Source organism: Dyella marensis (assembly GCF_049532885.1).
GTDB classification, from domain to species: Bacteria; Pseudomonadota; Gammaproteobacteria; order Xanthomonadales; family Rhodanobacteraceae; genus Dyella_D; species Dyella_D marensis.
In genome coordinates, this window is the sequence record NZ_CP064029.1 from 5,078,185 (window position 1) to 5,092,326 (window position 14,142).

12 protein-coding genes are annotated in these 14,142 nt (G+C 66.9%); 8 read left to right on the forward strand and 4 right to left on the reverse strand.

Annotated elements, in window-relative coordinates:
- Nucleotides 1–49: 49 nt before the first annotated feature.
- A complete protein-coding gene (locus tag ISN75_RS22280) occupies nt 50–3,028 on the reverse strand; it encodes a TonB-dependent receptor (protein WP_168648814.1) in 2,979 nt (992 codons plus the stop codon).
- Between the two features lie 534 nt (nt 3,029–3,562).
- On the opposite strand from ISN75_RS22280, the gene hslV reads away from it, so the two are divergent.
- The 4 genes from hslV (at nt 3,563) to ISN75_RS22300 (ending at nt 6,624) form a co-directional block, all read left to right on the forward strand.
- A complete protein-coding gene (gene hslV / locus ISN75_RS22285) occupies nt 3,563–4,096 on the forward strand; it encodes an ATP-dependent protease subunit HslV (protein WP_167252887.1) in 534 nt (177 codons plus the stop codon).
- A gap of 98 nt (nt 4,097–4,194) precedes the next feature.
- Nucleotides 4,195–5,535 (forward strand): ATP-dependent protease ATPase subunit HslU, encoded by a 1,341-nt coding sequence (hslU, locus tag ISN75_RS22290; RefSeq protein WP_167252886.1) that lies wholly within the window; start codon nt 4,195–4,197, stop codon nt 5,533–5,535.
- Between the two features lie 38 nt (nt 5,536–5,573).
- Nucleotides 5,574–6,191 carry a hypothetical protein gene (locus tag ISN75_RS22295; RefSeq protein ID WP_167252885.1) on the forward strand — a complete coding sequence of 206 codons (618 nt, stop codon included), beginning with the start codon at nt 5,574–5,576 and terminating at the stop codon, nt 6,189–6,191.
- Between the two features lie 28 nt (nt 6,192–6,219).
- Nucleotides 6,220–6,624, forward strand: a complete 405-nt coding sequence (locus tag ISN75_RS22300) for a S8 family serine peptidase (RefSeq protein WP_168648815.1) — start codon at nt 6,220–6,222, stop codon at nt 6,622–6,624.
- A 48-nt stretch (nt 6,625–6,672) separates the two neighbouring features.
- Here the strand turns inward: ISN75_RS22300 and ISN75_RS22305 are convergent, their stop codons facing one another.
- Together ISN75_RS22305 and ISN75_RS22310 are read right to left on the reverse strand one after the other, a co-directional pair.
- Nucleotides 6,673–8,937, reverse strand: a complete 2,265-nt coding sequence (locus tag ISN75_RS22305) for a S9 family peptidase (protein ID WP_168648816.1) — start codon at nt 8,935–8,937, stop codon at nt 6,673–6,675.
- A gap of 124 nt (nt 8,938–9,061) precedes the next feature.
- Complete coding sequence (locus ISN75_RS22310) at nt 9,062–9,760, reverse strand: glutathione binding-like protein (RefSeq protein WP_168648817.1); 699 nt, start codon at nt 9,758–9,760, stop codon at nt 9,062–9,064.
- A gap of 114 nt (nt 9,761–9,874) precedes the next feature.
- On the opposite strand from ISN75_RS22310, the gene ISN75_RS22315 reads away from it, so the two are divergent.
- The 4 genes from ISN75_RS22315 (at nt 9,875) to ISN75_RS22330 (ending at nt 13,138) form a co-directional block, all read left to right on the forward strand.
- On the forward strand, nt 9,875–10,303 hold the full coding sequence (locus ISN75_RS22315) for a hypothetical protein (protein WP_168648818.1): 429 nt from the start codon (nt 9,875–9,877) through the stop codon (nt 10,301–10,303).
- A gap of 72 nt (nt 10,304–10,375) precedes the next feature.
- Nucleotides 10,376–11,269 carry a ribokinase gene (gene rbsK, locus ISN75_RS22320; protein ID WP_168648819.1) on the forward strand — a complete coding sequence of 298 codons (894 nt, stop codon included), beginning with the start codon at nt 10,376–10,378 and terminating at the stop codon, nt 11,267–11,269.
- Between the two features lie 10 nt (nt 11,270–11,279).
- Nucleotides 11,280–12,377: a DNA polymerase beta superfamily protein gene (locus ISN75_RS22325; protein ID WP_168648820.1), complete on the forward strand. Its 1,098-nt coding sequence runs from the start codon at nt 11,280–11,282 to the stop codon at nt 12,375–12,377.
- The gene (locus ISN75_RS22330; protein WP_167252878.1) at nt 12,377–13,138 is read left to right on the forward strand and encodes a nucleotidyltransferase domain-containing protein; all 762 of its coding nucleotides are present in this window, start codon (nt 12,377–12,379) and stop codon (nt 13,136–13,138) included. The genes ISN75_RS22325 and ISN75_RS22330 overlap by 1 nt, the downstream gene beginning before the upstream one ends.
- On the opposite strand, the gene rtcA is transcribed toward ISN75_RS22330, so the two are convergent.
- Nucleotides 13,128–14,141 carry an RNA 3'-terminal phosphate cyclase gene (gene rtcA / locus ISN75_RS22335; RefSeq protein WP_168648821.1) on the reverse strand — a complete coding sequence of 338 codons (1,014 nt, stop codon included), beginning with the start codon at nt 14,139–14,141 and terminating at the stop codon, nt 13,128–13,130. The two genes, ISN75_RS22330 and rtcA, sit on opposite strands and share 11 nt — an antisense overlap.
- Nucleotide 14,142 lies beyond the last annotated feature (1 nt).

Genomic DNA, 14,142 nt, shown 5'->3' on the forward strand with positions numbered 1-14,142 from the left:
AGAGCCGCCACGGCGATCTTCCGCCGCCGTGGCGCTCGCGGTTGCGCGTTTACAGGCTGAAGTCGTAGCGGGCGCCGAACTGGATGTAGCGCGGCGTCTGGTACGACAGGGGCTGGGTGTAGCTGAGGTTGGGCGCGCCGCTGCCGGTTTCGCCCGACTCGTTGATGCTCTGCACCGTCTGCTTGTCGAACACGTTGACCACGGTGGCGCTGAAGGTCAGGTTGTTCCTGGCGAACGACGGCGCGTACTGCACGCCCAGATCCAGGCGGTACGTCCACGGCAGGCGGCCCTGGCTGCCGCGCGGCGTCGGCTGGCCCTTGCAGTAGAAGTACGAGGCGCCGTAGTTCATGTCGGCCGGGATGTCGCCCGGGTACACGCCGATGCAGTTCTTCGGACGGCCCGACTGGATCAGCACGTTGGCGCTGACCAGCCACTCGGGGTTGATCTGGTAGTAGCCGTAGGCACGGACCTGGTGCGTGCGGTCGTTGGCCTCGGGGCCGTTCGAGCCGATCATCAGCTCCTTGTGGTCCCAGTCCTGCGTCACGGACGGATCGAGCTGGCCGATGTCGGACTTGAGCAGGCCTTCGGAGTTGCCGTAGCTGCGCGAGAAGGTGTAGTCGAGGCGGCCGTACCACTTGCCGTCGAAGCGATGCTCCAGGTAGGCGTCGAGCGCGTAGTACTTGCGCTTGGCTTCCGGCAGGCCGATGTCGTTCTTGCTGAGCTTGATGTCTTCCAGCTTGCCGTCGCCGTCGAGGTCGATCAGGAAGCGGTTGGACGCGCCCGGGTTGATGATGTAGCAGGCCGGCGACGGATCGGCGTAGTTCACGCCGTGGTCGGCGGCCCACTTGATGAACGGGCGGTCGTCGCACCAGTCGTCGATGATGCTGCGCAGCTTGCGGTAGCGCACCTTGGCGCCGAAGGTCCAATGGTCGGCGAACTGCTGGTCGAAGCCCAGGATGTACTCGTCCTGGTAGTAGGCCTTGAGGTTCTGCGCCGAGATCGAGCGCGGGTCGGGCGGGGTACCGTCGGCACCGTTGGCGTAGACCACGTTTTCGATCGGATGCCAGTTCGGCGGCGTGCCGTTGGTGTTGACCGCGCCGTCGTAGGTGCCCCACTGGGTTTCGTACAGCGAGCCGGACGCGCCGCGCACAGCGACGTTGTTCGGGATCGCCAGGTGGTAGCGGCCGGCGTTGGCGTAGATCTTCAGGCTGGAATCGCCCATCACGTCCCACGACAGGCCCAGGCGCGGCGCCAGCTGGTGGCGCTGCTTGGCGAACACGTCGTTGTCGGCGTTGAGGTTCTCGAACTGCTCGTTGCGCAGGCCCACATAGGCCAGCCAACGGTCGGTCACCTGCCAGTGGTCTTCGAGGTACTGCGCCTGCTGGCGCACCTTGGCCTGGCCGATGGCGCGGAACACATAGCGCTCGACGATGCCGGTGTGGCCCGGCGGCACCGCCAGGTTGCCGCGCGATTCGATCACGCCGCTGGCCGGGTTGTCGTAATAGAACCAGCCCACGCCGCCGGAGGTGTCCGAACCGTTGAGCGAGGTGACGTTGTAGTGGTCGACACCGGCGCGCAGGTCGTGGCTGCCCAGGCGGTATTCCAGGTTCAGATGCCAGCCGTTGGTTTCGTCGTACGCGCCCGGCGCGGCGATGCCGCTGGAGATGTTGCAGCCCTGCAGGCGCTGCGACGGCGGCACGCTGTCGCGGTTGTCCTGGAAGTACGTGCAGCTGGAACCGGAGGTGAGGTCGACGTGGTCGGTGCGCTCCTTGCCGTACAGCGCATCCACCGTGAGGTTGTCGGTGATGTAGCCGGTGTAGCGGCCCACGTAGACCTGGCCGCCCGGCGAGGAGCCGGCCGTGCCCTGGTTCTTCTGGCTGCGCCAGCCCTTGTGGTTGTACTGGATGTCGTTGACGCCGTCGTAGACGAACTGGTCGGCGTAGGTGGACGCGGTGTCGCTCAGGCCGGTCAACTCGATGATGTGGTTGTCGGTGATGTTCCAGTCGACCTTGGCCAGCCAGCGGTTGGTCTTGTTGGTGTTGTACGAGCGGGTGGTGTTCTTGCTGAGCGAGTAGGTGTCGTTCTCCGACTTGATGCGCTCGGCGGCGCCGAAGAAGAACAGCTTGTCCTGGATCAGCGCACCGCCCAGGTAGGCGGCATAGGTGGTTTCCCACAGCTTGGCCGAGTGCTTGTCGCGGCCGGTGATCTGCGCGCCGTCGCCGGGGCGGTAGGTGGGCTGCTCGGTCTCGCGCAGGCCGGCGGGCGTGTACAGCACCTGCATGCCGCCCTTCCATTCGTTGGTGCCGCGCTTGGTCACGATGTTGACCACGCCGCCGGTCGAGCGGCCGTACTCGGCGCCGTAGCCGCCGGTGAACACCTGTTCCTGTTCGATCGAGTTGAACGGCAGGCTGGTGGCGCCCAGGCCGGTGAGCGGATTGGTCACCGGGAAGCCGTTGACGTAGTACTGGTTCTCCGCCGCGGACGAACCGCCCAGCGAAACGGCATTGCCGTAGCGCGAGTCGGCATTCACCGCACCCGGCGCCAGCAGCACCGCGGCGTTCACCGTCTGCGGCATCGGCAGGCGGCGCAGCTGTTCGGCATTGAGCACGGTGCGCGTGTCCACCGAGGACACGTCGATGGCCGGCACGGCGCTGGCCACCACGCTCACGCCTTCAAGATTCCTGGCGCCGCTGCCGGCGGTGGCGGCCGCGCCGAAGGTCACTTCGGTACTGGTGCCGACGTTGACCTGGACGGCGTCGCGGCTGTCCACGGTCTGGCCGTTGCGCTGCACGGTCACTTTGTACACGCCCACCGGCAGCGAACCGGCGCGATAGCGGCCGTCCGCATCCACCGCGACGTCGCGGCTGATGCCGGTGGAAGGATTCTCGACATGCACCGTGGTACCCGGTGCGGCTTCGGTGCGGCCGAAGATGGCACCGGAGGCATTGGACTGCGCCAAGGCGGCGGTACCGACGAAACAGCTGCCCAGAGCCAGGGCCAGCACGCTCAGACGCAGCGGACCGCCCAACGATCTCCTGCTCGAATTGCTACTGCTCGACATTGGTTGTGATCTCCCCATGACACCCCTTGCGGGGCGGACCCGGCCCACCCACGCGGGCGGAAAAACCGGACTTCGAGGGGTCGCTCCCATGCAGCCGGACGCGAGCGGGACGATCACTGCCTTTTGAAATCAGTCTCTTACGAATTTGAATCGATCTAAATTCCGAACTACAGAATATGGATCGATCCAAATTCCAAGCCAGATCTTTTCGGCATGACTGCCCGGTTCGCTGCGGCGATGTGAGGCTTCTCGCACGGCCCTGCTGGGCCGTTTCCCCGTGAGACGCCTTCCTCCCTCTCGCCCGCCACAAGTTCATGCGGCGGAACCCCTCTTCCCGCAGTAAAAAGCGTGTGAAGGCTGCTGTCAATCGCAAAAAGTCCGAATTCCCATGCTGCGTAGCAGCAATCTCTTGCGCCGCGGCCGCCGGTGGCGGACGTCATGGACTTGGGTTTGGGCCGCGCTCTCCCCACATCCTGTGCTCCGCATCCGAGGCAGCTCCCCATGGAATCGTTCCACGCCACCACCATCGTTTCGGTCCGCCGCAATGGCCGCGTCGTGATCGGCGGCGACGGCCAGGTCACCCTGGGCAATACGGTGATGAAGGCCAATGCGCGCAAGATCCGCCGCCTCGGCAAGGGCGACGTGCTGGCCGGTTTCGCCGGCGCCACCGCCGACGCCTTCACCCTGTTCGAGCTGTTCGAGGAAAAGCTGGCCAAGCACAGCGGCAACCTCACCCGCGCCGCGGTGGAAATGGCCAAGGAATGGCGCACCGACCGCCGCCTGGGCCGCCTGGAAGCCATGCTTTCGGTGGCCGACCGCGACGCCTCGCTGCTGATCTCCGGCAACGGCGACGTGCTCGAACCCGAACACGGCCTGATCGCGATCGGTTCCGGCGGCCCCTATGCGCAGTCCGCGGCGCTGGCGCTGCTGGAGAACACCGAGCTGGACGCGCGGCAGATCGTCGAGCGCGCGCTGAAGATCGCCGGCGACATCTGCATCTATACCAACCACAACACGACGATCGAAGAGCTGTGACGTCTGCGGGGAACGGGGAACAGGGAACGGGAGCCCGTTCGCTGTTGCTTCGCTACCCGTTTCCCTGATCCCCGGTCCCCGTTCCCCGAGCAAAAGCCATGTCCGAACTCACTCCCCGCGAAATCGTCAACGAACTCGACCGCTACATCATCGGCCAGCACGACGCCAAGCGCGCCGTGGCGATCGCGCTGCGCAACCGCTGGCGCCGCATGCAGCTGGAGCCGAACCTGCGCGACGAAGTGACGCCGAAGAACATCCTGATGATCGGCCCCACCGGCGTGGGCAAGACCGAGATCGCGCGCCGCCTGGCCAGCCTGGCCAATGCGCCGTTCGTGAAGGTGGAAGCGACCAAGTTCACCGAGGTCGGCTATGTCGGCAAAGATGTGGAATCGATCGTCCGCGACCTGGCCGACGTGTCCTACAAGCTCACCCGCGAGCAGGCGGTCAAGCGCGTGCGTTCGCAGGCGGAAGACCGCGCCGAGGACCGCATCCTCGACGCCCTGCTGCCGCGCCGCCAGTCGCCCACCGACTGGTCGCAGGACCACGAGCAGGCGCCGGCGATCGAGAACGATACTCGCCAGAAGCTGCGCAAGCAGCTGCGCGAAGGCGCGCTGGACGAGCGCGAGATCGAGCTGGATTTCGCCATGAACGTGGGCGTGGAGATCATGTCGCCGCCCGGCATGGAGGAAATGGGCCAGCAGCTGCGCCAGATGTTCCAGAACATCGGCGGCGCCAAGTCGCAGAAGCGCAAGCTGGCGATCAAGGTCGCGCGCCCGCTGCTGATCGACGAGGAAGCCGGCAAGCTGCTCAACGACGACGAGATCCGCGCGCAGGCGGTCTACGTCGCCGAGCAGAACGGCATCGTCTTCATCGACGAGATCGACAAGATCGCCCAGCGCTCCGAATGGGGCGGCGCCGGCGTCAGCCGTGAAGGCGTGCAGCGCGACCTGCTGCCGCTGGTGGAAGGTTCCACCGTGTCGACCAAGTACGGCCCGATCAAGACCGACCACATGCTGTTCATCGCCTCGGGCGCGTTCTCGCTGGCCAAGCCCTCCGACCTGATTCCGGAGCTGCAGGGCCGCCTGCCGATCCGCGTGGAACTGTCCGCGCTGTCGGTGGACGACTTCCAGCGCATCCTGAGCGAGCCGCACAACGCGCTGACCAAGCAGTACGTGGCCCTGCTCGGCACCGAGAGCGTGACGATCGAATTCACGGAGTCGGGGGTGAACCGGCTGGCCGAGGTCGCCTTCCAGGTGAACGAACGCACCGAGAACATCGGCGCCCGCCGCCTGCATACCGTGATGGAGCGGCTGCTGGAGAAAATCTCCTTCGAAGCTGCCGACAAATCCGGCGAAAAATACCTGATCGACGCCGAATATGTCGATAAGAACCTGGCGAGCCTGGTCAAGGACGAGGACCTGAGCCGCTACATCCTGTAAACATGGGGAAAGACCCCCGCTGATAGAATTCGTGGTGTATGGGAAAGGTGATCGAACTTAAGACGACGGGCCAGCGCGCTCAGCTGCGCGAGGCGCAGCAGCAGCAACAGCTGGTCCGTCTATGGCGCGGTGAACTCGAACACGGCAGCTTCTGCGGCTATGTGGGCGGGGTCGGCCGCGAATTCTTCCTGCTGTGGGTGGTCGGCGACGCCATCACGTACGACGGCATGTACGTGATGCGGCACCGCGACATCACCGAGCTGGAAGCGCCCGACAAGCACGCCCCCTTCATGGAGAAAGCCCTGGCCATGAAGCAGCTGCTGCCGCGGCCGCCGCGCGGTTTCCCGCTGGACGATATCCGCGAGGTGGTGCAGGCCGCCGCCAAGCAGGCGCCGGTGATCGGCGTGCACGTGGACAGCGAGGACGAGGCCGAGGTCTGCTACATCGGCAAGCTGATTTCCTTCGAGGACGACGGTTTCTACATGCAGGAGATCAGCCCCGACGCCGAATGGCTGCGCGAGGCTTCGTTCTTCTCCTGGGACGAGGTGTCCACCGTCAGCATCGAGGACGGCTACGCGCTGGCCCTGCTGGCCGTGGCCGGCACGGCGCCGCCGCTGGAACAGGGCGATTCGGGCGTCGGCGGCCACGCCCAGTGAGCGCGCCGCGCCAGGTCCGCATTGCGTGATGGATGACGCCTTGCCGGGCCGCCGCAAGCTGTACCTTCTGTTCTTTCTGATCGGCGCGGGCAGCACGGCCTGCGCCTCCGACACGCCAGGGAGCTCCATCGTCATGGCCGACACCGACAGCACCGCCACGTCCACGCCGTCCCAACCCGCCACGCGGGTGCAGCTGATCGTCAGCTTCCGCGACGGCACTCCGCTCGAAACCATGCGCACCGCCTGCGATGCCGCCGGTGCCACTTATGTGCGCGACATCGGCTGGGCGCCGGCCGTCGTGGTGCTGCTGCCGGAAGGCATGTCGGCGGAAGAGGGCATGGTGCGCTTCCGCGCGCAGCCCGGGGTCATCAACGTGGAAGTGGACGGCAAGGTCCGCGCCGATCCGATCCGCGGCCCCAGCATCAGCAAGTAATCCGCGGCACCGCTTAAAAAAAGCCCGCCGACCGGCGGGCTTTTCTGCTTAAGGCGCGACCGAAGCCGCGGCCGCCGGCTTCGGCGCCGCCGGCAAGGCAGCACCCTTGATCTCGCGATCGAAGAAGTTCGCGATCAGGTGGTACACATGGCTGCGCTGCCCCGGCAGGTTCAAGCCGTGCTTGGCACCGGGGTAGGCCATGAACTGGAATTGCGTGCCGCGCTTCTGCAGCTCGGCCATCAGCTTGGTCGAGTTGACGAACAGTACGTTGTCGTCGGCCATGCCGTGCACCAGGTACAGCTTGCTGGTCAGGCCGTCGAGCCAGGCGAACGGGCTGCTGCGCGTATAGCCGGCTTCGTTGTCCTGCGGGCGGCCGAGGTAGCGCTCGGTATAGAAGGTGTCGTACAGGCGCCAGTCGGTGACGGGCGCCACCGCCACGCCGCCGGCGATCTCCTTCGAAGCCTTGGCCAGCAGCATGGTGGTCATGTAGCCGCCGTAGCTCCAGCCGAACACGCCGATGCGGCGTCCATCGACCCAGGGCTGCGCCTTCAGCCAGTCGATGCCGGCGAGCTGGTCGTCCACCTCGGCGGCGCCGAGCTGTTCGTAGATCGGATCCTCGAACTTGCGGCCGCGCCGCGCCATGCCGCGGTTGTCCAGGGTGAACACCACATAGCCCTGGTTGGCCATGTACTGGTTGAAGTAGTCGCCCCAGCCATTGGCCACCAGCTGCGCGTGCGGGCCGCCGTAGTAGGTGTCGAATACCGGGTATTTCTTGGTCGGATCGAAACCCGCCGGCTTGTACAGGCGGTAGTACAGCGTCTGCCCGTCCGCGCTCTTCAGCGTGCCGAACTCCGGCTTGATCAGGCTGGCGCGGTAAGGCCAGAACGGATGCTTCTCGTCGAGCTTGTTCTGCTCGATCCAGCTGAGGAAGGCGCCGTCCGGCTTGTGCACGCTGACCTGCGGCGGCGTGTCGGCGCTGGAATAGGTGTCCAGGTAGAACGCGGCATTCGGCGCGAACTCGGCGATATGGCTGCCGTCGCCCTTGCTGATGCGCACCGGCGCACTGGCCGTGCTGCCGTCCAGCTTCAGCGCGTAAACCTGGTGATCCGGCACGAAGTCGCGGTTCGAGCCGACGTAGACCGTGCCCGCATGCTCGTCCACCGCCAGCACGCCGTCGATCTGCCATTCGCCCTGGCTCACCGGATGCCTGAGCTTGCCGTCGATGCCGTACAGGTACAGATGATGGAAGCCGCTGCGCTCGCTGCCCCACAGGAAGCTCTTGCCGTCCTTGAGAAAGCGCAGGTCGTCGTTGAGGTTGATCCAGGTGTTGCTGGTGTCGGTGAGCAGGCTGCGCTGCGCCAGCGTCTTCGCATCCACCAGGCGCAGCTCCAGCTTCTGCTGGCTGCGCGGCATGCGCTGGTAGCTCAGGTGCTTGCCGTCCGGCAGCCAGTTCACGCGCACCAGGTAGATGTCGCCGTCCTTGCCCAGATCCACCCAGCGCGGCGCGCCGCCGGTGGGCGCGACCAGGCCCAGCTTCACCGCCACGTTGGGATCGCCCGCGGCCGGATAGCGCTGCTCGATCACGTCGGTGCGGTCGGCATACACCTCGGTGCGCTTGACCACCGGCACCTTGGCCTCGTCATAGCGCTCGAAGGCGATGGCGCTGTCGTCCGGCGCCCACCAGTAGCCGCTGCTGCGGCCCATTTCCTCCTGCGCGACGAACTCGGCCTCGCCGTTGTGCACGGTGCCGCCGCCGTCGCGGGTGAGCTGGCGCGCGTCGCCGCTTTCCAGGTCGATCACCCACAGGTTCTGGTCGCGCACGTAGGAGACGTAGCGGCCCTTGGGCGAAATCTTCGGATCGATCGCATCGCCGCCGGTCTCCAGCGCGCGCGGCGCCGGCCTGGCCGCGGCCAGGTCGTACAGGTACAGCTTGCCGCCAATGGGAAACAGCAGCTGCCTGCCGTCCGGCGACCACTGGTAGCTGAGGATGCCGTGCAGCCCGGCGGTGCGGGCGCGCTCGCGGCGGGCCTTTTCCGCATCCGACAGCTGCTCGCCCTGCGGCTCCAGCTTGCGCGAATCGACCAGCATGCGCGTGCTGTTGTCCTTGGGCCGGTATTCCCACAGGTCCAGCTGGAACTGGTCGTCCGGCCGCGCGCGCAGGAAGGTGATGCGGCTGCCGTCCGGCGAGATCTGCAGGCCGCGCGGCGCGGGGCCGGCGAGGCTGCCGCCGTCGAAGATGCGTTCGATGGTGAGTTTTTCGGCCATGGTCGGCAGGGTCACCATCGTGAGGGCGGCGAACAGAAGAGCGCGCATGGGTACTTCCTTGGACTGCAACGGGGGCGCAAGAACAAGCGCGGATTAAAACCCGTCATGCTGCGCGAAGCCAGCCTTTTCCCGGGAAAAAGTGCCGCATCGGGCTCGATGCGGCACCACGGCCTCAGCGTTTCGCACCCTGGCCGAACAGCACCTTGCGCGCTTCCTCGTCCTGGGTCAGGTCGAAGCGGTCCTTGATCGATTCGCCGATTTCATAGGCTTTTTTCGTGGCCGGCCGCGCGGCGATGGCCTGGAACCACAGCTTCAGATGCGGGAAATCGTCCAGCGACATGCCCTGCGCCTCGTGCGAAACGATCCACGGATAGCAGGCCATGTCCGCAATGCTGTAGTCCTTGCCGCCGATGAACGCGCGGCCGTCGAGCTGCTTGTCGAGCACGCCGTACAGGCGGCGCGTTTCGTTGACGTAGCGGTCGATCGCGTAGGGGATCTTCTCCGGCGCATAGCGGTTGAAGTGATGGTTCTGCCCCAGCATCGGGCCCAGCCCGCCCACCTGCCAGAACAGCCACTGCAGCACCTTGTAGCGCTCGCGCGTGTCCTTCGGCAGGAAACGGCCGGTCTTCTCCGCCAGGTATTCCAGGATGGCGCCGGACTCGAAGATGCTCAGCGGCCCGCCGCCATCGGCAGGCGCGGTGTCGACGATGGCCGGCATGCGGTTGTTCGGCGCGATGGCCAGGAAATCGGGCTTGAACTGCTCGCCCTTGCCGATGTTCACCGGCTTGATCTCGTAGGGCAGGCCGGCCTCTTCCAGGAAGAGCGTGATCTTGTGGCCGTTCGGCGTGGGCCAGTAGTGCAGTTCGATCATGAGGTGATCCTCGGGCGGCAATGCACAGCGATGTTCGGGTCCGGCGCGTGCCTTTCAAGTCAACGCCCGGGCCCCGGGGGCCGTTCCCGGGCGCACCTCTCAAGGAGTCGCGCCATGAAGACCCGCCTGTGCCTGATCGCTCTCGCCCTCGCCGCCGCCTTCGGCGCCCACGCCCAGGACAACGGCGCACCGCCGCCGGACGGCCAGGCCATGCACGGCCAGCGCCGTCCGCCGGATCCGCAGGAACGCGCCCAGAAGCTGGCCAGGCACCTCGACCTCAACGCGCAGCAGCAGGTCCAGGTCGCCGGCATCCTGCAGGCCCAGCAGCAGAAGATGCAGAGCTTGCGCGGCAGCGCCAGGGGCCAGGATCGCCGCGACCAGGCGCGCGCCATCATGGAAGACGGCGACCGCCAGATTCAGTCCGTGCTGAGCGACAGCCAGCGCCAGCGCTACCTGGCCATGAAGGAACGCATGATCGAGAAGCGCCAGGAAAAGCAGGGCACGGCCGAACCCTCCAAGCCGATGCCCGATACCGGGCACTGAGCGCACTCCACCGGCACGCGTGCCATCCCGTATGCTCGGCGGCGATTTTCCCCACCGAGTTCCGGAGCAGGTATGGCGCGCGTCGTCGTGGTCGGCAGCATCAACATGGATCTGGTCACGCTGGCTGAGCGCTTTGCCGGGCCGGGCGAGACCGTGCTGGGCGAGCGCTTCCTCACCATCCCCGGCGGCAAGGGCGCGAACCAGGCCGTGGCCGCCGCGCGGCTCGGCGCCGAGGTGGCCCTGGTCGGCGCGCTCGGCGACGACGCCTTCGGCCAGCAGCTCTACGACGGCCTGGCGCGCGAAGGCATCGCGCTCGACCACGTGCGGCGCATCGCCGACTGCGGCAGCGGCACCGCTTCGATTACCGTGGCCGGCGGCGAAAACGAAATCATCGTGGTGCCCGCCGCCAACGCACGCGTGACACCCGCGCAGGTCGAAGCGGCCGGCGACGCGATCGCCCGCGCCGACGCCGTGCTGGTGCAGATGGAAATCCCGCTGGAAAGCGTCGAAGCCACCTTGCGCCTGGGCCAGCGCCTGGGCGTGCCGGTCATCCTCAACCCCGCACCCGCGCGACGGCTGCCGGTGGAGTGGCTGCGGCTCGCCCGCTATGTCACGCCCAACCAGCACGAACTGGCCATCCTGCTCGGCGCCGATGCCGAACAGGATTTCCGCGCCCTGATGCGCCAGGCCCCCAGCCCCGTGGTGCTCACCCGCGGCAACGAAGGCGCCTGGTACCGCGAAGACGGCGACCCCGCACACCAGCCCGGTTTCAAGGTAGACGCGGTCGACACCACCGGCGCCGGCGACACCTTCAACGGCGCCCTCGCCGTATTCCTGCACGAAGGCTTGCCGCAGGCGGTGCGCAAGGCCTGCGCGGCCGCGGCGCTGTCCGTCACGCGCCTGGGCGCGCAGGGCGGCATGCCGACGCTGGCGGAGCTCGATGCGTGGCTTGCGCAGCAGCCCTGAGCGCGTTGCCATGATCACCCTGGAAGCACTGCGCGCCCATGCCACGCCTGCCCTGTTGTTCGAATGCATCGCGGGCAGCCACGCCTATGGCACGGCCACGGCGGAAAGCGACCAGGACCTGCGCGGCATCTATGCGATGCCGGCCGCGGCGTATCTGGGCCTGGAAGCACCCGCCGCGCAGATCGCCGATGCGCGCAACGACATCGTCTACTACGGCCTGCGGCGTGTGATCGAGCTGCTCTCGGCCGCCAACCCCAATGTGCTGGAACTGCTGTTCATGCCGCGGGACACCGTGCGCTCGAGCAGCCCGGAAATGGACCAGCTGGCGGCACGGCGCTCGCTGTTCCTCGCTAAACCCTGCGTGCAAAGCCATATCGGCTATGCGCTCACGCAGATCCGCAAGGCGCGCGGCCAAAACAAATGGATCAACCAGCCGCGGCCGGAAGCGCGGCCGGTGAAAGAAGACTATTGCCATGTCATCCCGCGCGAGCGGCTGATCCCCGGCAACGCGGCACCATGCCGTCCGCTGCCGTTGAAAACGCTGGGCTGGAACCTGGACGAGTTCCACGCGGCCAGCCTCGAACATGCGCGCGACGGCTACCGGCTCTACCGCTACGGCCGCGACGCGCGCGGCGTGTTCCGCGACGGCATGCTGGTATGCGAATCCATCCCGTTGGATGAAGAAGCCGAGCGCTTCGCCGGACTGCTGTTCTACAACGAGCAGGCCTGGAAGCAGGCTATGGCCGACCACCAGAACTACTGGACCTGGCGCCGCGAACGCAACGAGGCGCGCTGGCGGCAGCAGGAAAGCGGCGAACTGGACTACGACGCCAAGAACATGATGCACACCGTGCGCCTGCTGCTTTCCGGCGAATCCATCGTGCGCCACGGGCGGCCGATCGTGCGCTTCGAAGGCGAGCAGCGTTCGCTGCTGCTGGACATCCGCGCCGGGCGTTTCAGCTACGACGAACTGATCGACATGGCCCAGGACATCGCGGCCCGCTGCGAGCGCGAGACCGCGGCCAGCAGCCTGCCCGACACCATCGATACCGACGCGGCCAATGTTCTGCTGCGCGAACTCACCGCCCATTGGGAGCAACGCCAGTGATGGATGCAGCGATCCAGTCCGCCATCGACGCGATCGAGCGCGATCACGGCGTGCGCGTGCTCTATGCCGCCGAGTCCGGCAGCCGCGCCTGGGGCTTCGCCTCGCCGGACAGCGACTACGACGTGCGCTTCGTTTACGTGCATGCACCCGACTGGTACCTGAGGGTGTTCGAACAGCGCGACGTGATCGAACGCATGCTGCCCGGCGATCTCGACGTCAGCGGCTGGGAGTTGCGCAAGGCGCTGCGCCTGATGGCCAAGTGCAACCTCGCCCTGAACGAATGGTTCGATTCGCCCATCGTGTACCGCGCCGACGAAGCCTTCGCGATGCAGGTGCGCCAGCTCATCGGACGCCACTTCCAGCCGGCGCGCGCACTGTTCCATTACCTGAGCATGGCGACGACCACGCACGACGAGCATTTGTCCGGCGACACGGTGCGCCTGAAGAAGCTGTTCTATTTCCTGCGCCCGATCCTGGCCTGCCGCTGGATCGAGCACGCGCGCACGCAGCCGCCGACCCGCTTCGCGCAGCTGCTGGCGGCGCCGTGGGTCAGCGATGAGGAGCGTGGCTGGATCGCCGAACTCGAAGCACGCAAGGCGCTGGCCAGCGAAGGCGACCGCGAACCGCTTCCCGTCGCGCTGCGGCCATGGATGCGCCAGCAGCTCGAGCGCTTCGCGGCGATCGGTCCAAGACTCGCCAGCAAGACTGATATCGACGAAACCATGCTGGACGCCGCCCTCCAGCGCTGGGTCAGCGGCTGACGGCAACCCGCCAGCGGTCCTTGCCCAGTTCCTCGAAATCGATCTGCACCGGCAGGAATTTTTCGATCAGCGCGGCGTTGCTGCGCGCGTGGTCGGTGGGTTGCTGCGTGGTGAAGCTGCCTTCGCCGGCGAGCGCCAGCGGGAGCAGCAGCTGGTCGGCGAGGTAGGGGCCGACCGCCGCGCCACTGTCCAGGTACGCGCGGGCTTCGGCGCAGGTCAATTCGGCCACGCGCTCGGACGACACGCCGCGCTCGCCGAAGGCGGTGAACAGCTCGCACACGTGCTCGCTGTCGACGCGCACCATCAAGGCATTGCCGGGGCCAGGCGAGTGGATCGCCTGGCGGATATGGCGATGCTCGTCCGCCACGCCGAGCAGGCGGCGCACCGCATTGAGCTCGCGCTCGCCGACACGGCCGGGGATGGAGGACATCAGCGCTGTCGCGGACAGCTCCTGTTGCGCGCCGCGCTCCGGCAGGTGCAACGGCCTGGGCGCCTCGCTCGCGTCGATATCGATCTTCAACGCGCCACCGCCGGCCGGAAAGAAGCCATGGCGTTGCAGCGCGAACGAAGCACGCAAGCCCATGCGCTGCATCAGCGGCAGAAAACTGTGCTCCAGAAAATCCGCACTCGGCGCGAGCGGGTTATGCGTGCCGCCTTCGAGACGCAGGCTCGCCGTCACACCGGCGAGCCATAGCGCGGGCAGCACCGTCTGCAGCACCAGCGTGGTGGAACCTGCCGTGCCGATCGGCCAGTGATAATCGCCGCCGCGTACCGGGCCCGGCACGAATTCCAGCGTGGCCGATCCCGGCGCATCGCCGGTCACCCGCGCAGCACCGATCTCCCGCGCCGCCTGCACGGCGGTCAGATGCTGGCGCATCAGCCCCGGGCGCGAGCGTTTCGCACGGATGCGCTCCATGCGAAACGGCTCGCCGGTGCAGAGGCTGAGCGCCAGGGCGGTGCGCAGGAGCTGCCCACCGCCGGCCTGTCCATCGATTTCCAACATC

What these genes read in the sequence shown, in the direction of transcription:
- hslV (WP_167252887.1), top strand. Translation starts at nt 3,563, where the DNA reads ATGGAATCGTTCCACGCCACCACCATCGTTTCGGTCCGCCGCAATGGC.
- hslU (WP_167252886.1), top strand. Translation starts at nt 4,195, where the DNA reads ATGTCCGAACTCACTCCCCGCGAAATCGTCAACGAACTCGACCGCTAC.
- ISN75_RS22295 (WP_167252885.1), top strand. Translation starts at nt 5,574, where the DNA reads ATGGGAAAGGTGATCGAACTTAAGACGACGGGCCAGCGCGCTCAGCTG.
- ISN75_RS22300 (WP_168648815.1), top strand. Translation starts at nt 6,220, where the DNA reads ATGGATGACGCCTTGCCGGGCCGCCGCAAGCTGTACCTTCTGTTCTTT.
- ISN75_RS22305 (WP_168648816.1), bottom strand. Translation starts at nt 8,937, where the DNA reads ATGCGCGCTCTTCTGTTCGCCGCCCTCACGATGGTGACCCTGCCGACC.
- ISN75_RS22310 (WP_168648817.1), bottom strand. Translation starts at nt 9,760, where the DNA reads ATGATCGAACTGCACTACTGGCCCACGCCGAACGGCCACAAGATCACG.
- ISN75_RS22315 (WP_168648818.1), top strand. Translation starts at nt 9,875, where the DNA reads ATGAAGACCCGCCTGTGCCTGATCGCTCTCGCCCTCGCCGCCGCCTTC.
- rbsK (WP_168648819.1), top strand. Translation starts at nt 10,376, where the DNA reads ATGGCGCGCGTCGTCGTGGTCGGCAGCATCAACATGGATCTGGTCACG.
- ISN75_RS22325 (WP_168648820.1), top strand. Translation starts at nt 11,280, where the DNA reads ATGATCACCCTGGAAGCACTGCGCGCCCATGCCACGCCTGCCCTGTTG.
- ISN75_RS22330 (WP_167252878.1), top strand. Translation starts at nt 12,377, where the DNA reads ATGGATGCAGCGATCCAGTCCGCCATCGACGCGATCGAGCGCGATCAC.
- rtcA (WP_168648821.1), bottom strand. Translation starts at nt 14,141, where the DNA reads ATGTTGGAAATCGATGGACAGGCCGGCGGTGGGCAGCTCCTGCGCACC.